13 protein-coding genes are annotated in these 19,982 nt (G+C 48.8%); all 13 read left to right on the top strand.

Annotated elements, in window-relative coordinates; all coding sequences use genetic code 11:
- Positions 1–27: 27 nt before the first annotated feature.
- Entirely contained in the window at positions 28–1,788 is a 1,761-nt protein-coding gene (locus PREMU_RS10835) for a RagB/SusD family nutrient uptake outer membrane protein (RefSeq protein WP_007575295.1), read from the top strand.
- 35 nt (positions 1,789–1,823) lie between these two features.
- Positions 1,824–3,149, top strand: a complete 1,326-nt coding sequence (locus tag PREMU_RS10830; protein ID WP_040558320.1) for a glycan-binding surface protein — start codon at positions 1,824–1,826, stop codon at positions 3,147–3,149.
- A gap of 36 nt (positions 3,150–3,185) precedes the next feature.
- On the top strand, positions 3,186–5,204 hold the full coding sequence (locus PREMU_RS10825; protein ID WP_007575291.1) for an IPT/TIG domain-containing protein: 2,019 nt from the start codon (positions 3,186–3,188) through the stop codon (positions 5,202–5,204).
- A gap of 110 nt (positions 5,205–5,314) precedes the next feature.
- Entirely contained in the window at positions 5,315–5,767 is a 453-nt protein-coding gene (locus PREMU_RS10820) for a hypothetical protein (protein ID WP_007575289.1), read from the top strand.
- A 1-nt stretch (position 5,768) separates the two neighbouring features.
- On the top strand, positions 5,769–7,124 hold the full coding sequence (locus PREMU_RS10815; protein ID WP_007575286.1) for a glycoside hydrolase family 5 protein: 1,356 nt from the start codon (positions 5,769–5,771) through the stop codon (positions 7,122–7,124).
- Between the two features lie 12 nt (positions 7,125–7,136).
- Positions 7,137–8,219, top strand: coding sequence for a hypothetical protein (locus tag PREMU_RS10810; protein WP_007575285.1), 1,083 nt, complete (start codon positions 7,137–7,139; stop codon positions 8,217–8,219).
- Between the two features lie 73 nt (positions 8,220–8,292).
- A complete protein-coding gene (locus tag PREMU_RS10805; RefSeq protein WP_007575284.1) occupies positions 8,293–9,366 on the top strand; it encodes a hypothetical protein in 1,074 nt (357 codons plus the stop codon).
- Between the two features lie 467 nt (positions 9,367–9,833).
- Complete coding sequence (locus PREMU_RS10800) at positions 9,834–12,785, top strand: TonB-dependent receptor (protein WP_007575283.1); 2,952 nt, start codon at positions 9,834–9,836, stop codon at positions 12,783–12,785.
- Positions 12,782–13,156 carry a hypothetical protein gene (locus PREMU_RS10795; RefSeq protein ID WP_007575282.1) on the top strand — a complete coding sequence of 125 codons (375 nt, stop codon included), beginning with the start codon at positions 12,782–12,784 and terminating at the stop codon, positions 13,154–13,156. The genes PREMU_RS10800 and PREMU_RS10795 overlap by 4 nt, the downstream gene beginning before the upstream one ends.
- Positions 13,157–13,183: 27 nt before the next feature.
- On the top strand, positions 13,184–13,699 hold the full coding sequence (locus PREMU_RS10790) for a T9SS type A sorting domain-containing protein (protein ID WP_040558318.1): 516 nt from the start codon (positions 13,184–13,186) through the stop codon (positions 13,697–13,699).
- A gap of 4 nt (positions 13,700–13,703) precedes the next feature.
- Positions 13,704–14,828 carry a DUF4876 domain-containing protein gene (locus PREMU_RS10785; protein ID WP_007575280.1) on the top strand — a complete coding sequence of 375 codons (1,125 nt, stop codon included), beginning with the start codon at positions 13,704–13,706 and terminating at the stop codon, positions 14,826–14,828.
- Between the two features lie 6 nt (positions 14,829–14,834).
- Positions 14,835–16,460 (top strand): DUF6850 family outer membrane beta-barrel protein, encoded by a 1,626-nt coding sequence (locus tag PREMU_RS10780; RefSeq protein ID WP_007575279.1) that lies wholly within the window; start codon positions 14,835–14,837, stop codon positions 16,458–16,460.
- Positions 16,461–16,486: 26 nt separating this feature from the next.
- Positions 16,487–19,294 (top strand): M16 family metallopeptidase, encoded by a 2,808-nt coding sequence (locus PREMU_RS10775; RefSeq protein ID WP_007575278.1) that lies wholly within the window; start codon positions 16,487–16,489, stop codon positions 19,292–19,294.
- Positions 19,295–19,982: the final 688 nt, after the last annotated feature.

The raw sequence follows: 19,982 nt of genomic DNA, 5'->3' as shown, positions 1-19,982 counted from the left end.
ACGTCAATTCAATCATATAGAAATCATATGAGACTCAAGAGATTAACATATATTGCTGCTGCTGCCCTCATGGGGCTCTCGCTGACAGCATGTGGCGACTTCCTCGACAAGCCCGCAAAGGATAGCTACAACACCGATAACTTCTACACGTCTGACGATGCCTGCGTCTCCGGCGTAAACTATCTCTACAACTCGCCGTGGTATGACTTCCAGCGCGGATTCATCAAGCTCGGTGAGGTGATGTCGGGCAACATGTACTGGGGGTCGAGCCCGTACCTCAACTTCTCGGTCAACGGCACCGACCAGGACCTGGTCAACATGTCTTACTCGCTCTGGGCTGCCATCGGCAACGCCAACACGGTGTACAACTCGCTCAAAGGCGCTACGGCGTCGGAGAAAGTGAAGAACCAGTGCATGGGCGAATGCCTGGCATGGAAAGCCATGGCCTACTTCTTTCTCGTGCGGTCCTTTGGTGATGTGCCTATCATCCACGACAACTCCGTCAACCTTGCCAGCGGCGATTACAACACCCTGCACAAGGTGGAGAAAGCCGATGTCTACGACTACATCATCCTGACCTTGGAGAAGGCCATGGAACTGTTGCCTAAAGAGAAGAGCACTACAGGGCGTATCGACTATTACTGTGCCGAGGGACTGCTCGCGAAGGTTTATCTTACCAAGGCTGGTGTGACGGGCAAGCTCAACAACGACGACCTACAGAAAGCCGCGCAGTATGCCCGCGACGTTGTCGAGAACTCGGGCAGACAGCTCATGGCCAACTATGAGGATATCTTCCGCGGCAAGAACAACGCCAGCGATGAGAGCCTTATTGCCTGGCGCTGGACTGTCGGAGCGCAGTGGACTTGCCAGAACACGCTGCAAAGTGACCTTGCTCCCGAGGGCTTTGATGAGAATGGCGACTGCTGGGGCGGCTGGGGCGGACCCTCTGTCGACCTTATGGAGGCGTTCGGCGTGGAGCCTACCGACGACCCCTCAAAGCGCATCGACAAGGATGTCAGACGCAAAGCCACTATCATGATGGCAGGCGACTACTATCCTTACTTCTGGCGTGACAAGACCGTACCGGCCAACGCGCACTCTGCGGGAGCTGGGGCGAGAGGATTGGATATACTGGCATTCTATTACGACAAGAACTATAACAAGGCAGCTACAGGACAGTTCCAGGGACCCTGCGGCGCACAGAATGTGAAGAATCTCTATGGTGACCAGGCCGACCATCAGGCTGAAATGAACATGTCGTCGGCACGCATGAGCAATGCCCTCGCTACCCATATCCTGAGATTGAGCGATGTTTATCTTGTCTATGCTGAAGCTGAGGTGCTGCTTGGAAATGGTTCTGACCCCGAGGCGCTGAAGTGTTTCAATGCCGTTCACGAGCGTGCCGTGCAGAATCAGGATCCGGAAAAGACCACGCTGACCTTTGATGATATCTGGAAAGAGCGCCGTCTGGAGTTTGCAGGTGAAGGCGACCGGTGGTACGACTTCGTGCGCCGTGCCTACTATGATCCGGAGGCATGTGTCAAGGAAATCAAAGCCCAGAAACGCAATGCGTGGTGGAACTGCGACGAGGTCTACAAGACTTATTATGAGAGTGGCGTTTGGAAAGTAACCGACGACTGTAAGTACGACGACCAGACAGCGGTACCTAATGTCACCGTGAACAGCTTCACGCTGCCCTTCCCCACAGAGGACGTGACGCTGAATCCGAACCTTGCCAGCTCCGCGCAGGCTGAGCACGTCGATGTACGAAAGACGTACAGCTATTAATTCGCTTTTCTTTCAACAATCAAGAACATTCAGTCATGAAAATAAAAAATATGAAATGGGTAGCCCTGATGGCTCTCGCCGTGGCAGGTATGGGGCTTACCTCGTGTGAGGATCAGCCCGACAAGTACAAGATCACGTCGGGAACGCCGAGCATCAGCTTCATCCGTCCCGTCGATGTGGCAAAGAAAGACTCGCTCCTCACAGCGGCGTCGCTCAGCAACACCATTGTACTTGTGGGCCACAACCTGCGCAGCATCACTTCGTTGCTCTTCAATGATGTGCCCGCCGTGCTCAACACCAGCTACATCACCGACAACACGATGATCGTCACCGTGCCCAAGACGCTGCCTACACACGTGAGCGACCAGATCTACATGGTCACAGGCAAACACGACACCATCCCTTATCCTTTCAAGGTCACGATTCCCGCGCCTGACATTCTCGGCATGAGCAATGAGCATGCGAAGGCGGGGGAGAGTGTCACCATTATGGGCGATTACTTCCTCGACTACGACAACGCGCCACTGCAGGTCAAGGTAGGCGATGGTTACACGATCGACCGCCGTGCCATCACGTCGCTCACGAAGACCGCCATCACCTTCACCGTGCCCGAGAATATGCCGCACGACTTCATCCATGTGGTGTCGAAGTATGGTGATACCAAGGCTTCGTTCAAGTATATGGACAACCGTGGCTTGCTCTTCAACTTTGACACGCCGTGGGACGGCACCAATGTGCTGGGCAATCACGGATGGCACAACCAGAAGATTCAGGAGGATGACGCTTCGCTCGAAGGCCATTATCTGATGCTTGGCGATGCGGATTTGGCGAAGGATGCAGCCTGGAATGATGGTAATTTCTGCTTTGAGTATTGGGCCGGCACATGGGACAAGACCTTCGACAAGGACGGACCCAAGCTCAACGACGTCGCCGACTTCTCCAACTGGAACAAGAAAGCCCTGAAGTTTGAGATGTGCATCCCCTCCGATCACCCATGGACATCGGGAGCCATGCAGCTCATCTTTGCCGGCATTGACAAGGTGACGCTCTTCAATGCCAACAACACATTCTTCCATCACAAAGGTGATATCTCGCGTGCGCTCTACATGCCGTGGAACAATAGCGACAAGAGCTACGACACGGGCGGCAAGTGGGTGACGGTCACAATTCCGTTTACTGACTTCAACCGCGACTGGGACGGCAACGCACTGAACTCTACATTCAAGAGCGTTGAGGACTTCGCATCGCTCACGATCTTCGTGGTCAAGGGCGGATATGATGACAAATCGGTCATCCCTGATGGCAAGGACGGACATCCTGTCATTCGCATTGACAATATCCGCGTGGTACCCATGAATTAAATCCATCACCCTCAGCTGATTAAAATTTGGTAAGAAATGAAAACACTCAAGTATATCATCTTCCTGTTGACGTTAGCTCTCACGGGACTGTCACTGACAGGATGCAACAGCGAGGATAACCTCAACACCGACCCGTACGGCAACGACATCTCCGTCCTGTCCTTTGGTCCCTGCCCCGTGCTGCGCGGGGGCACACTCCATTTCCTTGGTTCCAACCTCGACCAGATAGCGGAGATTGATCTCCCCGGCGCTGATCCCATCACGCAGTACGAAGTGGTGAAAGCCGGACAAGAGAGCGAGATCACCATCCAGGTGCCCGCCGAGAAATGCGACACCGGTATCGTGGTGCTCAAGACGCACAAGGGCGGCGTGATCCGCACGATCACCCCCGTCACCTATCGCGAGGACATCGTGGTCAAAGACTTCTATGTCGGCAGCGACAAATCCAGCAAGACGGGCAGCGTTGGCGACGTCGTGACCATTGAAGGCGATTATCTCAACCTCTTCCATGGTGTTATCTTTACCGACAGAGACACCATACCCGAGAGTCAGTTCACGGAGCACAGCCGCTACATGATTAGGGTCATCATCCCCAAGGAGGCTAAGACCGGCGTACTGAAGCTCACTGATCTTGCCGAAGCACCGACGGAGTATGAGACCAAAGAAGTGCTCAACGTCAATCTTCCGGAGGCAAAAGGCATAGACAACACGCATCCCAAGGCTGGCCAAAACATCACGGTCACAGGCTCAAGCCTTGAACAGATTGTTGCCGTGAAGTTCCAGGGCGCTACCATCGAGGGCGTTACTGCTGCCGGCGATGGCAGGAGCCTGACGGTTGCTGTGCCTGTCAAGGCCACCGATGGAGAGGTGACCCTCGTCACTGCTTCCGGTGTGGAGATCCCTGCAGGCACCATCACGACCGTCGTACCGACGGATCTTTCTTACGCTCCCACTCCTGTGAAGAATGGCAGCACCATCACCGTGACAGGTAAGGACCTCGACCTGGTGACTACGCTGCAGTTCCCCGACGGTGCCAACGGCATCGACGTGGACGCTGTCTATAAGGACGGTAAGGTCTCTGCTGTTGTGCCGGAGAAGGCTCAGGCTGGAGAACTCAAGCTGAAGCTCGCCAACGGCAAGACTGTCAGCCTCGATTACAAGCTCGTAGAGCCCACGGTGACGAAGTTCTCACCTGCGGTGGTCACGGCCGGCAACAAGATTGCCATCATCGGTAGGGATCTTGACCTTGTGGCTTCCGTCACCTTCCCTGGTGACTCACCGCTGCAAGGCGAGGACATGAAGGCCAGCGAAGGCGGCTCCGCCATCACCGTGGGTGTTCCTGCTGCCGCTTACGGCACGGGCTGCACGCTGAATCTGAAGAACGGCACCACCGTGGAGGTGAAGGCTGGACTGACGGTCCATGCGGCCACAATGCCGGCTGTCAACGGAGCAGCCAATGGTGTGGTTGGCGAATACGTTACGATAACGGGCAAGAACTTCAACAATATCGAGTCGCTCTACATCGGTACGACAAAGGTAACGAAGTTCAAGGACAAGACCAACCGCTCACTGACATTCCAGGTACCTGCCACGCTTGCTTCCGGTTCCTATACGTTCATCGCCGTCCAGCCTGACGGCACGAAGGTGGAGCTTGGCACGTTCACTGTCAAGTCCAAGGAGGCAGACCTTGCCGAATGTGCCAGATATGAGGATCAGTCTTCCCTCGTGAGCTGGCCGTTTAACTTCGACTGGAGCAGCGGTACGGGCAAGATGCGCATCTTTAAGGCTGACCTGAAGAAGCTTGGTGTCAAGGAAGGCTCGCAGCTCATTATCTATAAGGAGGCCGGTCAGGCCGGTCAGGTGCAGATCAACAATGCTAACTGGGGGGCCGTGGTTACGGTTGCGGACCGAGATGGCACTTCTACCAAGATCGTGCAAGTATTTGATGCAGCCATGATGGATGCCATCAACAACGTCAGTGACGGTTGGTCCGACACGGCGTTCATCCTGCAAGGCGACCTGAAGGGTGTGACTAAGATGGCCATCATGCCGTAACCGTCTTCATGCGGGGGTGTCCACGGGTGGGCGCCTCTGCGTGAAAAAGCGCGGTAGATAGCGATGACCTATGCGTTTACGTCATTTTACTAAAACATTATTCCTGCTACATGAAGAAAATACTTCTCTCTTTTCTCTTTCTTTTAGCTTGTGCCGCAGCGGTGAAGGCTGACGACGGCACTGCTTTGGTGATTACTTTCCAAGACAATACGACGCAGACGTTCATGCTCTCCACACTCCCTGACATCTGGATGAAGGACGATAAGCTGACTGTCAAGACCGCGGCGACGACAGCTGAATATGCGCTTTACACGGTCAAGACGTTCACTTTCAGTTCGTCCACAGGCATCGGCGCAATCACGTCTGGGAAGTTCTCGCTGGGCGATGATCGTCTCGTTGTCTCTGGCGAGAACGCCGAGGCGCGGATCTTCACACCCGACGGACGGGCGGTGGCGTGCCCTGTGGAGCGCACCGGCGGCAATACCGTCGTCTCCCTTTCAGCTCTTTCGCACGGTGTGTATATTCTCCGTGTAAATGGTAAATCGGTTAAAATCAAGAAATAACATGAAGAATCTATTCCTCTCCCTGGCTTTGACGCTGGTCTCTTTAGGCGCATTGGCACAAAAAACGGGTGATGCTTACACGGTCAACAAGGCGGACGGCACCGCCGAGACTTTCCAGCTTGACGGCATGTACAACCACATCGCCTTCACCGCTGCTGACCAAATGACGAACTTTATCACTGCCGACGGCGCTGATCTCGCCGAGAACGCGACCTGGAAGGTGGGCGAAGTGAGGAGTGTGACATTCTCCGTGGCGGCGCCTCCTACGCAGGATCCTACCAACGAGACGGCGACAGACTGTTGCCGCAATATGGGACTGGGCTACAATCTTGGCAATACTTTCGAGGCCAACTCGCTGAAGACACCGTGGTTTGACCCAGCCACGGCCACCGTGGAGCAGTTTGAGACGCTCTGGGGACAGCAGGTAACTACGCCCGAACTGATAACTTTCCTCCACAAAAACGGCATTGGCGCAATACGGCTGCCTGTGACGTGGGCACAGCATATCGACGACCGAGGCGATGTGGACAAGGCGTGGATGGACCGCATTCAGGAAGTGGTCGACTACATTGTCAATACGGGCATGTACTGCATTCTCAACACGCACCACGACAATGCCGCCGGTCCCGTAGTGTGGCTCAAGGACGATGCCGACACCTATAAGGCTCATGTGGAAAAGTTTAAGACGCTCTGGACAAACATCGCCACACGCTTCAAAGACTACGGTCACCTGTTGGTCTTCGAGGGATTCAACGAGATGCTCGATGCCGACAACACGTGGGGGACTCCCAAAAACGAGGCTGCCTACGCCGTTCACAACCAGTGGGCTCAGGCCTTTGTTGACGCCGTGCGTGCCACGGGCGGCAAGAACGCCACGCGTAACCTCCTTGTCAATCCCTATGCTGCGGCCAACTCCGAAGCTGTCATCAGTCATTTCACCGTACCCGATGACCCCGTCGGCGGTAATCGGCACCTCATAGTGGGGGTGCATACTTATGATCCTTATAACTTTGTCATCAACAAAACGACATGGGACAGTGAATGCAGGAAGTATGTATCCGACATGATGTCACGCCTGAAGACGACATTTGTCGATAAGGGGACGCCGGTGCTCATTGGCGAGTACGGCACGCACGGCAACAATCCCGACGGCACCTATGTCTCGGTCAACAAGTCTTCGTCCGACGCCCTGAAGCAAATGGCGGCCGACCAGGCTGCGCAGATCACGCGTGAGGGCAAGGCCATTGGCGCCCCGGCTTTCTACTGGATGAGCATCATCGACAGTGCCGACCGCGCGGTGCCTCAATGGAGCCTGCCCACTGTGGTTGAGGCCATGAAGGCGGCCTACGCACAATAAGCTATCTGTCACATGCTTCGAATCAAAAAGATTGTTTTCACCCTTTCCCTTATCATCCTTGCCTCGTGCGGTGGCAAGGAAAAGAAAAGCTATGAGGAATACGGCAGCGACGGTCAGACGACGCGCACGGAGCATCTCGCCGTCAACCTGCGGTCGCTTGTCAACCGCGGCACCATCATCGGCCAGCAGTATGCCACCCTTGAGGGCATCGGCTGGCGCGGCGACTCGGCTCGCAGCGACATGCATGCGGTGTGCGGCGAAGGTCCTGCCGCAACGTGCTATGAGCTGCAAGGCATCGAGAGCGACAAAAAGAAGAATACCTCAGGCCTTGCGTTTTCACTTATCCGCAAGGACGCCCTGACGATGTTCCGGCACGGAGGGCTCGTCACGGTGACGTGGCAACCGCCGCGGGGCTCTTTTGAGACGGTGAGAGCGGGGGCTAAACGTGTCGCTGCCTTTCTCTCCGGACTCTGCGATGAGTACGGCATTCATGTACCGGTGGTCTTCTATCCTTTGCCTACGGGGTTAGGCAACTGGTACGACCGGATGTCCGCCGAACAGTACTACGCGCTCTATACCGCTGTCATGGAGACGCTGAAAGACGAGAATGTACCCAATGTCTTGCCTGGCTATGCTGAGGCATTCACTGACGGCGCGGCGTTCCGCCAGTCGCTGCAACATGGTGATGGGCTTTTCCGTCGCTGCCCTACTGCCGGTGAGACGCGCCCCTTAGCGGTCAACGCCATCTATATTCAGCCGGCCGGCAAGACCGATACTACAGCTTATGCTGCCACGCTGCCGCTGTTGGCAAAGGCCGTGACGCGCTTCGCGCAGGACAGAGACCTTGTGCCGTCGCTCACAACGGGCATTGAAGGCATCGTCGCAAAGGGTCTTTTTTCACGTACACTGCTACCCGTCATTAAGGGCAACCGCCTCTCTTACGTGCTCTTTGGCAGCAATAGAGGCGACTTTAAAAACCGTCATTTCACAGTGCCGTACCCTGGTTGCGACAATGACTTCATTCGCGACTTCATTGTCTTGTGCAACGACCGCTCCACAATCTTTATTCCACAGCTCAACGGGCTGTACCTGTAGCTTGGAATAACAGAGCGCTGTGCGCCGTGCCGGGGGCAGCAGGGTAAACGGTTTTTCATACGAAAAAAAAGATATGCAACAGAAGCCTTATAGCAACCCTTACGCTGGTGACAAGAAGCCAAGCATGTTGCGCCGTGCCGACTGGCATGACTACAGGGATCGCAGCATGTACATGATAACACTTACTACCAACCACCGCAGCGAGAAGCTTCTTGGTGAGGTGACCGGCGATGCCGACGCACCCAAAGGGAGCTTAGCCTATCCTCATTTAGAGCCTACTGTCCTGGGTAAGGCTGTGTTCAGGCTGTGGTATGCCATTGAGCACTATCACCCTGAGGTAACGGTAGTGGCACTGCAGCTCATGCCCGACCATCTGCATGGCATCCTTTTCGTGAGAGAGGCCACACGCGAGCACTTAGGGCATATCATCGGCGGCTTTAAGAAGGGCTGTAACGATGCCTATAGGGCCTTGACCGGCAGGGAACAGGCAGGTGAGGGCTTGACAGGCGGGCCCTTAGTAAGTGAGGGCAGTGCCCTCACTTACAGGACGGCAGGTGCTGGCACCTCTTCCAGCCATCATCGTGGCGAAGGCACGCTGCTTTGGAGTCCTGGCTACAATGACCGGATATTAAAGGAGCAGGGGCAGCTGCAGCGCTGGATGGACTATCTAAACGATAACCCTCGTCGCTTGCTGCTGAAACGGCAGCATCCTGACCTGTTCCGTGTGCAGCAGAGCCTCACCTTTGGCTCCCACAGCTACTCGGCCATCGGCAACTGTTTACTGCTGGAACGGCCTTATAAACTGCAGTTGCAGTGCTCCAGAAGCCTTACCACCGAGCAGATAGAGAGCCGAAAGGCCTGGTTTCTGCAAGAAGCTGAGGCTGGAGCCGTGGTGATTACGCCTTCCATCTCACCCGGAGAGAAGGCCATTACGCGTGCCCTCTTTGAGGCCCGGTGCCCTTTGGTGCTGCTGGTGGAGAACGGTTTCACCCACCTGACGAAGCCCGGCGGACGCCTGATGGATGCCTGCGCTGCCGGACGGCTGCTGATATTGGCACCGTGGGCTCACCACAACGAACGGCAGACCATCAGCAGGGCGCAGTGCCTTAACCTTAACGGCATGGCCACCGAATTAGTTAAACTCTGATCTTACTCATGGATGTCCATGTCCTTCACGATACAGCCGGAAGGCTCGTTCATATTGTTCCTGAAGGCTTCATCCCAAGCCATTGCCTTTACACCGTAGACGCGATGCCTTTACGCTGTAATGGCGATGCGTCTACGCCGTAATGGCGATGCGTTTACGGCGTAAAGGCAATGCGAGGGTGGCGGGATTTGCCGTCTCGCAGAATTCACAAACCATTATTTTTAGGTATCTCTAAGATTAATGGAATCGGATCAATTAAGATCGTACAATAGATGTAGAGCAAGAGAGTTTGCTCTAAAAAGACCAATCATGTATAGAGACACATAGAGGAATGCACTTCTTTTTTGATATCTACTTATTGACAACAAAATACCAATTTTTAAGTATTGTTTACCATTTAATTTTGAATTAACTTTGCATCCATGAACAATATTTTGAGTTTTATCCAATCAAGGTATTAGCAATAAATGAAGAGAAAGAAATTGGCATTGGCTGTTTTGTTCAGTGCAATCTGCTCATCAAATTACGCACAAACAATAACAGGACGAATCATCAGTGCAAAAGACCATCAATCTATTGGATTTGCTTCAGTTCAGCTGAAGGAAAGCCATCTTATTGCCTATACAGATGAGAGCGGTCACTTTATTCTCAAAAATGTTCCCAAAGGTAAAAACACGGTTGTAGTGAGTTGTCTGGGATATGCTTCTCAAACGGTTGCCCTTGATGTATCTCATGCTGATGAAATACTCAATCTTTCACTGAAAGAAGATAATCTTCAGCTCGATGAAGTTGAAGTGGTAGCAAAAAGGAAGAGGGATGAGTCCACGACATCCTATATAATGGACCGCAATACCCTTGACAACCAACAGATTATCAACCTTTCTGATATCACTTCGCTTCTTCCAGGAGGAAAAATCGTGAATCCTTCATTGATGAACGACACCCGTATAGGGCTTCGTAGCGGGAGGTCGGAAAGAGGCAATGCATCGTTTGGTACTGCTGTCGAGGTTGACGGTGTGAGAATGGATAATAATGCGGCAGTAGACGAGACCGCAGGTGCCAGCACGCGGGCTCTTAGCGCTTCAAATGTGGAGAGTGTTGAAATTGTATCGGGTATTCCTTCCGTTGAATATGGCGATCTGAGTAATGGTGTAGTAAAGGTGAACACCCGTAAGGGCCGTTCACCATTCATCGTAGAGGGTTCAATAAACCAGCATACCCGGCAAATAGCTCTTAACAAGGGTTTTGAGATAGGCGCAGGAAAAGGCCTTCTGAATCTTTCCATGGAGCATGCCCGTTCGTTTGCTGATGCAGCCTCGCCACATACGGCTTATCAGCGTAATGCCTTTTCTTTGAATTACATGAATGTATTGATGAAGAAAAGCCATCCTCTTACTATTAATGTAGGCTTGCGAGGAAATATTGGCGGATACAGCTCCGAGAGTGATCCTGATGAAGAACTCGACAACTACACCAAGTCAAAAGACAATAGTTTCATCGGAAATATGCGTATGGATTGGTTGCTCAACAAGAGTTGGATAACCTCATTGCATTTTATGGGGTCTATTACTTATTCTAACCGTAATGTTGAATATAACACTCATACCAACAGTGCCGGAACGCGACCTTATGTCCATGCACGGACAGAGGGATATAATATTGCTGAAGATTATGATGCTAACCCTAATGCCAATATCATCCTTGGCCCTGTTGGATATTGGTACACGCATAGTTATGACGACTCCAAGCCTTTGAACTATTCCCTTAAATTGAAAGCCGGCTGGACCCGTTTATTCGGGAGCATAAGGAGCAGTCTGATGATAGGCGCGGACTATACAGGATCCGAGAATAATGGCCGGGGCGTTTATTATGAAGATATGCGGTATGCACCAACATGGCGAGAATACAGATACGACGAATTGCCGACAATGAACAATCTGGCCCTTTATGCAGAAGAGAAGGTGAATGTCCCAACTTCTGATATCGCGTCGTTTGAACTTACTGCAGGACTTCGTGAAGACATCACAATGATAGGAGGATCGGAATATGGTAATGTGGCATCGCTGTCACCACGTGTGAGCAGCAGATACATATTCTTTGAGAATAAAAAGGCGTGGGTAAAAGAACTCAATGTATATGCAGGATGGGGCAAAAGCGTGAAGCTGCCAGGCTTCCAGGTACTCTTCCCTCCTCCTTCGTACAGCGACTTGTTGGCTTTCTCCTCAACCAGTGATGCGCAGAACCGTTCCTTTTATGCCTATTATACTCACCCGTCGGGTGCGGTATACAATCCTGGACTGAAATGGCAATACAATCAACAGTGGGATCTGGGATTTGAGATGCGAACCAAGATAGCCGATGTGAGTCTTTCGTTCTATCATAACAAGACTTTCAATCCCTATATGGCAACGACAGTGTACAGGCCTTTTGAATACAAGTACACAACTCCATCGGCATTGCAACGGAGCGGAATTGATGTAGCAAGCAGGACTTTCAGTATAGACCCTGTCACAGGCGTTGTTACTGTAGGCGATATAACAGGAAAGAAAGGAGATGTAGTGCTGCCATATGAGCAACGACGAACCTATGTGACCAACAGAGAATATGTGAATGCATCACCTCTGAGCCGTTACGGATTGGAATGGATAGTAGACTTTGCGCAGATACGCCCTCTTCGAACGAAAATCCGTCTGGATGGAGACTACTATCATTATAAAGGTGTTGACGAAACTCTTTTTGCCGATGTGCCCCAGGGATTGAGCATCCGGCAAACGGATGGTCAGCTATTTCAATACATCGGTTATTATCGTGGCGGTAGCGCTTCGTCTGCAAGCTACAGTGCCAATGCCTCTGCTTCGAATGGATCTGTTTCCAGCCAGGTGAATCTCAATGCCACTTTAACAACTCATATCCCAAAGATACGCTTGATCGTGGCCTTACGGCTTGAGAGCTCACTCTATCGCTCCAGCAGGTCTATGAGCACCCACGGATATGTGTATGACAAGGAGAGTCATCTGATAAAGGGTGCTTACGATGGTACAACAGAGAATCAAACCGTGGTGGTCTTCCCTGAATATTATTCAACATGGAACAACCCGACCGAAAGGAAATCATTCATAGATGATTATACTTGGGCAAAGGAAAATGACAAGAATCTGTATAACGACCTGTCACAACTACTGGTAAGAACAAACTATCCCTATACACTGAACCCCAACAGGCTGAGTGCATTCTGGTCGGCAAACCTAAGTGTGACCAAGGAGATCGGCGATCATGTATCAATATCGTTCTACGCTAACAATTTCCTCAATACGATGAAAAGGGTTAGGTCATCACAGACAGATCTTGAGACCTCGCTCTTTGGCAGCAGCTATGTACCAAGTTTTTATTATGGATTATCGTTAAGACTGAAGATATGAGAAAACTATTATTAGAAGTCGTAGCGCTTATCACTCTCGGAGCATGTGCCGATTATGAGGACAAGATAGATGTCATTCCTGTAAGCGTGAGACTGCAGTTCCCTGATAGCTATACCGCGGAACTAAACGGAGTCAGAGTGGAACTACAGGATGCCACAGCAAGTACGTTTGTAGACTCTACCGATATCCAAGGCATAGCTCATTTCGCGGTTCCTGCGGGAATCTATAAAGCCAGCAGCTCCTCCCAGAAAGTAACTCGCGACTATCGCTATTTCTTTAATGGCACTCGCAGTCAGATTATCATCACAAGCGATTCTACAAATGTAGTTCCATTAAAGATTACGATGTCAAAAAAGCGCATCGTTCATTAGAGCATATAATAACCGAACAAGTCAAACATGAAAAAAACAAGTTTAATCACTATGATTGCGTCTGTGATGTTTTCTCTTCCGATGAGCACAAATGCTCAAGAAGAAAGAACTGTAGATGTAACCTATCTGGTGCTTACAGAGAACAGCGGAGCAGTCAGTAGGTTTGCACTCAGCGATTCGCCTGAGATGAGTTTCTCTGACGGGAACTTAGTTGTAGCGTGCCAAGGCGATGAACTTACAACTTCGCTTGCCGATGTGAAAGACTACACATTTGTTGTTGAACACGTTTCGACGGGTATTAACAGCATTCCTGTAGCCGAGGGGGCTGTTGCCTCTCAGCAACCAACTTTTTCCTTCCGTGATGCAAAAATCAATGGGTTGAAAGCTGGTGCACGTGTCGGAATCTACAGTATTAACGGTACGCTGGTAAGCAATATCAATGCCGACGCCCAGGGAGCGGCAAGCATCAATCTCAGTAATTTGCCAAAGGGAGTGTATATACTCCGCACACCAAACAAGAGTTTTAAAATCATAAACAGATAATAATATGAAGAGAACTATACTTGGCATAGTCGCCTTCTTTGCAATGGCGGCAAACGTAAGTGCACAGACCTGGAATATGATCGTCACGCATGAAGACGGTAGTGTTGATACGCTTGCCACATCGGCAGTGAAAAAGGTGTCCTTCCAGTTGCCTGACCAGAATGTTGATCAAGTCATCATCAAGGAGCTTTATAATGGTGGTTGTCCAAAAGATGAAGGTAGCGATTATTTCCAGATGGATAAGGGTTTTGTGCTCTATAACAACTGTGGACAGACTGCCGTTATTAATAATCTTGCTGTAGGACAGGTCGATCCTGGGAATGCTCATTCTACAAACAACTGGTACAATAAGGAAACACTTACCTATGCTGCTGATGGCTATTTGCCTGTGGACTACAGTGCATGGTATTTCCAGAAAGCGTTGGTTATGGGACCATATTCACAGGTTGTAGTTAGTTGTATGGGCGCTATTGACAATACCCAGACCTACAAGCAGAGTGTAAACTACGCCAACAAGGATTATTATGCTATGTATGATCCTGAGTCAGGAAACAATAACATTGGCTATTACCCGACCCCAGCTGATGTGATCCCATCATCTCACTACCTCAAGGCTGTTATGGTAGGGCAGGGAAACGGTTGGCCTTTGAGCGTGAGCTCACCGGCATTTATCATCTTTCAGACACGGGGCGAAACGGCGCATGATTATCTTAGCAACACTAAAAACTATGTATTTCAACCGGGTAAATCTACAGCAAATAATATCTATCGTTGTGTGAAGGTACCTACAAAATGGGTTATAGATGGAGTGGAAGAATATGATGGTTCAAAAATTGACAAGAGTCAGAAGCGTCTTACCGATGATGTTGATGCCGGATATGTATCGTTCACTTCGAGAAAGGGATATAGCGTTTATCGCAATGTTGATGTAGAGGCTACAAAGGCTATTGCAGGTAATGCCGGCAAATTGGTCTACAACTATAGCCTCGGTGTAGGTAAATCAACAGATCCAAGCGGCATTGATGCTGAAGCATCTATCAGGAATGGTGCTAAGATCGTTTACCAGGATACCAATAATTCAAGCCGTGATTTCCATTTGCGTCAGAGATTCTCTGTTCGCGGCAAGTAATATTGAATGAAGAAAATACTATCATATATCATCATGTTGGGAGAAGTCATAATGGCTTCTTCCCAACTCTCTGCTCAGACGGTATACAACGATTCATTGATGAGCCGTAATTTCAGCTATGTGAAGAATCGTGATTTCTGGTTGACCTCAACCAACGCGGCAGCCCTGACACAATATCGTTCAGCCAACATATCAGCTGCAGAGATGTCAGCTACACATAGGAAAGGTGGATTTATAAACTATGATGAATCGCCAAATACTTGGAGCATAGGTGCACGAGCGGAATCCTACTATCGGCTTTCGCCTACAGTAGTTACCTATGGCATGATGAGCTATGATGGCTTTTTAGGGAAGAGTATGACGGGATCAGCATTCATTGACACCTCCCGTCAACCTTTCGATATCACAGAAGACTCGCTTACTAATTCGGGAAAGAAACATCGCGATACCTATCATCTTATCGGAGCTATTGGATGGGAAGTACGGAAGGGATTGGATGTTGGTGCGAAAATAGATTTTACGGCTGCTAATGCTGCCAAATACAAGGACCTGCGACATAAAACCAAACTGATGAACCTTGAGGCTTCCGCGGGTATGTTCGCTCCAATAGGTAAAAGCCTGGCATTAGGAGCAAACTATATTTACCGGAGAAATACAGAAAGCCTCATCTTCAGCACTTATGGCACGAACGATAAGGTGTATAACTCCTTTATCAACTATGGGCCCTGGATTGGCGAAGTGGAGCAATTCTCTGATAATGGTTTCACTGACCGCAGTCGTGAGATGCCTCTGTTGAGCGAATATCATGAAGGTTCTCTCCAAGCATCTTGGAACATGATGCCGGATGTTGTATGGTATGGTGCTCTCAGCTATGCCTACCGTAGTGGTTATTATGGCAGGAAATCTCCACATACCATTGTGTACATGAATCACCACAGTCACCTCATGGGTTATGAGACACGCCTGCAGTGGAATGGTGTTCGTCAGCAACATTATCTTATTGTGAAATATGATGAAGAGAATCTCGTGAACAATCGCTCCACTTTCCGTAGTCTGGTTAATGATGCAGGTGCTTCATACTATGAATACTATGACGACGTGAAAACGGCAAATCGCTTGTGGAAGCATCTGAACATTGAATACACTACATATCTTGAAATAGAGAACGAACTTCCGTTATGGACACTTCAAGCTGGGATGGATAGATCTCAGCGTAAGCAGACGGGGTATGATTATCCTTTCTATCGTCTGCAGAATTTATCAAGAACGGAGGGATTCTTTCATGCAGAGCGAAATATCATGCTGCACAAAGGTATTCTTACATTGAATCTTGGCGTTTCGTATTCGAAAGGAAAGGGCAAAGCATGTGTTGATGATACATTCATAGAGCCATCGGATAAGCAATCGGGCTTTCCGCAAATGGAAGTTTTCATGTATAGAGAGTATGAATATATTACAGCTCCACAATATAGCATATGGGGAGGAGCTAAATATGCTTTCCGATTCCCCAAGACAAACCTCAAGACATACGTTGCACTTGATGTTACCCATGTGAAAGCCAATGTGCATCAGGAATACCTCGTAGGAAAGGATCATACAGGGGTGGAACTCGCTATAGGATGCGAGTTCTAAACAAAACAAAAACAAATAACAAGACAATGAAGAAAATCATGTCAAGCCTTTTGCTGCTGTTCATTGCTACTGCGGCAGGGGCCCAAAACGTAGAAACCGACAAGAGTTACCGAGTGGGGAAATTGGCTAACGGCATGTCGTATTATATCCGTCATAATGCCAAAGAGGCTGGAATTGCCGACTTCTACATTGCTCAGCGTGTAGGAAGTATTCTTGAGGAGCCCCGTCAGCGTGGATTGGCTCACTTCCTGGAACACATGGCATTTAATGGTAGTCGGAATTTTCGCGGCACTGCCGACAGTCCAAGTATCGTCCATTGGTGCGAAGCCCATGGCATAAAGTTTGGTGCTAACCTGAATGCCTATACCTCCGTGGATGAAACGGTTTACCATGTTAGTGCTGTTCCTGTCCGAGGTGGCGCAAATATAGACTCTACCCTTTTGATTCTGCACGACTGGAGCCATTACCTTGATCTTACAGATAAGGAAATCGACAAGGAACGCGGTGTGATTCATGAGGAATGGCGTACCCGCCGCGCCGGTATGGCTGTGCAACGTATGATGGAAGAGGCTCTGCCTATTATCTACAAGGGCACTAAATACGAAGACTGTATGCCTATTGGATCAATGGACATTGTTGACCATTTCCCGTATCAGGATCTTCGTGATTATTACCAAAAGTGGTATCGTCCTGATTTGCAGGCCATCATTGTGGTTGGTGATATTGATGTAGATGCTGTCGAGAAGAAAATTGTCTCTATCTTCAGCAATATACCAATGCCTGTAAATGCAGCAAAAAGGGAATACTTCCCGGTTACTGATAATGACAAGATGATAGTTGCATCTCTCAAGGATCCAGAGCAGCCTATCATGCTTGTAAACCTATATATGAAACGTGATGCTGTACCAGACTCAGAGAAGCAATCAGTGAAATATCAGCGTGATGCCTATGTTGATGATATCATCAACTATATTGTTGGTAATCGTCTTGATGAGATGCAGAACAGCGGTACAAAACCATGTCTTAGTGCTTCTGCCAGACTCTCTTCATTCTTTATAAGCCGCACTAAGGATGCCTTCACCCTCTCGTTCGGTGCACGTCAGGAGAATATCCGCAGGTCATTTAATGCTGCTGTCGGATGCGTTGAACAGATTCGTCAGCATGGATTCACTCAAAGTGAGCTTGACCGCGCAAAGGCTTTCCGTATGAAGGTGATGGAACGTCAATATAATCAACGCACCGATCATCGCAATTCATTCTATGTTCGCAAAGCTCTGCAGAACTTCCTGAATTCAGAGCCAATGACAACAGAAGAATATGCTCTGCAGCTGGCCCGGCAATTTGACAAGGTAGTCACACTCAAGGAGGTCAATGCTGCAATGCGTGAAGCTATATCCGACAAGAACCAAGTATTAGTGGTTTATGCGCCAGACAAGAAAGGATACAATATCCCATCTGATGCAGAACTCGAGAAGTATGTCCTTGATGCACAGGCACGCAAATATCCCGCTTATAAAGAGAAAGAAATTGCTAACGAGCTCATCAAGCACCTGCCAGAGAAAGGAAGCATCAGAAGTGAAAAGCCATCCGTTCATGGAACAACAGAACTGATACTCAGCAATGGTGTGAAAGTGTATTTCAAAAAAACGGATTATAATAAGGATCAGGTTGTTATGCGATTCTTTGGCGAAGGTGGTGCATCACTTTATCCAGATAGCGACATTCCTAATACAGAATTCATCGCAACAGCTGTAAAAGAAGGTGGTCTTGCAGATTTTGACAAGGTTACTTTAGGCAAGATCCTTTCGGATAAGAATGTACTTGTAAGCGCTAATGTAGGTATTGAAACACAGAGCATCAGTGGCCAGTCATCAGTTAAAGATGTCAAGACCATGTTTGAGCTTGCTTACCTCTATTTTACCTCTTTGCGTCGTGATGATAAGGCTTTCAGCTCAGAGCTCAACCGTATGCGTTCGTTCCTTACAAACCGCGAGGCAAGTCCAAAGGTAAGCTACAACGACTCTATTGCAAATATCGTATATGGTAATTCTCCGCGTGTACAACCTGTAAAAGCAAAGATGCTTGACAAAATAAGCTATGACCGTGTATTGGAAATTTATCACGAACGGTTCAGCAATGCCTCAAACTTCAAGATGATTCTCATCGGCAATATTGAATTGGAAACATTGCGTCCACTTCTTGAGCAGTATATCGCCTCGCTTCCTTCAACAGGAAAGAAAGAAACCTTTGCCAACACATACCCTGATGTACGCAACTGCAACGAGACACATCGCTGGAAGAGAAAAATGCAGACCCCCCTGTCAAAGGTGAACATCTTCTATACTTGGGATGAACCATATAATACTAAAAAAGATTTGCAGCTTGATGTCTTCAAACGTGTACTCTCAATTGCATATACCGACTCTGTCCGTGAGGAGAAGGGGGGAGTTTATGGAGTAAGCTTGTCGGCAAGTCTTGACAAAAATAGTAATCCGCATGCCCTATTGAAGATAGCATTCGACACTGACCCTGCAAAATATGAGATGATAATGCCGATCATCTACCAGCAGATTGCGAATATTGCCAAGTATGGCCCTGAGCCAACCAGCATGCAGAAAGTGAAAGAATATTTGCTGAAACAATACGACCAAGCAGTCATCACCAACGACTACTGGAATTACATCATCTACAGCCAGCTGCGCTATGATGTTGACCTGGACAAGGATTATAAACAAATGGTTAATGCTGTTACTCCTCAGGATATTCAGCAGATTGCCAAGAACATCCTGAATAGTAATCGCCGTATAGAAGTTACCATGCTTTCTGCAGATTGACTATGGTCTTTATGCTATACCCCCATTTTAAGCAAGGCCTGTGACCGCAGTTCAGTTGACGCCCCCTATGTCTTTCTCTTGCATGTAGAGCAAGGTTTAATCTCTCTATGGTCTTCATAACCGATATGGTTCGTTGGCTGTTCCGGCTCTGGTCAAATAGTATATGGATGAGTAGATAAAAAAGCAAAGCAGTAATATAATCTGCTTTGCTATATATGTTATCTTCTTCTTTGAATAGATTCTAAAGATAATTCTATATTAGATATGGTTTTATCATCTTGTTTTATAGATATTAATGCATCATTTTCAAATGTAAGTGTGGTGGTTATTATAAAACCCTGATTCAAAGTTCTTGCAGGTTCCTTATAGCATAACACTTATTCTAAATTTCATCTGAAAAGAAAGTGTCTTTTGTTTCATGTTGGAAATGATTAAATGGTATAATACGAATTTAATACTTGTTTTTCTAATGAACAAACTTTTACCACCATATATTGCGTTAAATATCATTAATTACACCGCACACCTTCTTATACTTCCATTTTCTTGACATTCGTTTCTTTTATATTTCCTATCTTTGCAATCATAAATGATGTCGTTAAATCTTTATTGACAATGGCAGATAAGTTCTCTATCAATTAGAACTTATAGCAGCAGAGCGCTAAGTGGATGCTCACTACAATATACA

Origin of the sequence: Hallella multisaccharivorax DSM 17128 (assembly GCF_000218235.1) — a bacterium.
In the GTDB taxonomy this organism is placed as follows: domain Bacteria; phylum Bacteroidota; class Bacteroidia; order Bacteroidales; family Bacteroidaceae; genus Prevotella; species Prevotella multisaccharivorax.
This window is presented reverse-complemented; position numbering and strand designations above follow the sequence as displayed.

What these genes read in the sequence shown, in the direction of transcription:
- PREMU_RS10835 (WP_007575295.1), top strand. Translation starts at nt 28, where the DNA reads ATGAGACTCAAGAGATTAACATATATTGCTGCTGCTGCCCTCATGGGG.
- PREMU_RS10830 (WP_040558320.1), top strand. Translation starts at nt 1,824, where the DNA reads ATGAAAATAAAAAATATGAAATGGGTAGCCCTGATGGCTCTCGCCGTG.
- PREMU_RS10825 (WP_007575291.1), top strand. Translation starts at nt 3,186, where the DNA reads ATGAAAACACTCAAGTATATCATCTTCCTGTTGACGTTAGCTCTCACG.
- PREMU_RS10820 (WP_007575289.1), top strand. Translation starts at nt 5,315, where the DNA reads ATGAAGAAAATACTTCTCTCTTTTCTCTTTCTTTTAGCTTGTGCCGCA.
- PREMU_RS10815 (WP_007575286.1), top strand. Translation starts at nt 5,769, where the DNA reads ATGAAGAATCTATTCCTCTCCCTGGCTTTGACGCTGGTCTCTTTAGGC.
- PREMU_RS10810 (WP_007575285.1), top strand. Translation starts at nt 7,137, where the DNA reads ATGCTTCGAATCAAAAAGATTGTTTTCACCCTTTCCCTTATCATCCTT.
- PREMU_RS10805 (WP_007575284.1), top strand. Translation starts at nt 8,293, where the DNA reads ATGCAACAGAAGCCTTATAGCAACCCTTACGCTGGTGACAAGAAGCCA.
- PREMU_RS10800 (WP_007575283.1), top strand. Translation starts at nt 9,834, where the DNA reads ATGAAGAGAAAGAAATTGGCATTGGCTGTTTTGTTCAGTGCAATCTGC.
- PREMU_RS10795 (WP_007575282.1), top strand. Translation starts at nt 12,782, where the DNA reads ATGAGAAAACTATTATTAGAAGTCGTAGCGCTTATCACTCTCGGAGCA.
- PREMU_RS10790 (WP_040558318.1), top strand. Translation starts at nt 13,184, where the DNA reads ATGAAAAAAACAAGTTTAATCACTATGATTGCGTCTGTGATGTTTTCT.
- PREMU_RS10785 (WP_007575280.1), top strand. Translation starts at nt 13,704, where the DNA reads ATGAAGAGAACTATACTTGGCATAGTCGCCTTCTTTGCAATGGCGGCA.
- PREMU_RS10780 (WP_007575279.1), top strand. Translation starts at nt 14,835, where the DNA reads ATGAAGAAAATACTATCATATATCATCATGTTGGGAGAAGTCATAATG.
- PREMU_RS10775 (WP_007575278.1), top strand. Translation starts at nt 16,487, where the DNA reads ATGAAGAAAATCATGTCAAGCCTTTTGCTGCTGTTCATTGCTACTGCG.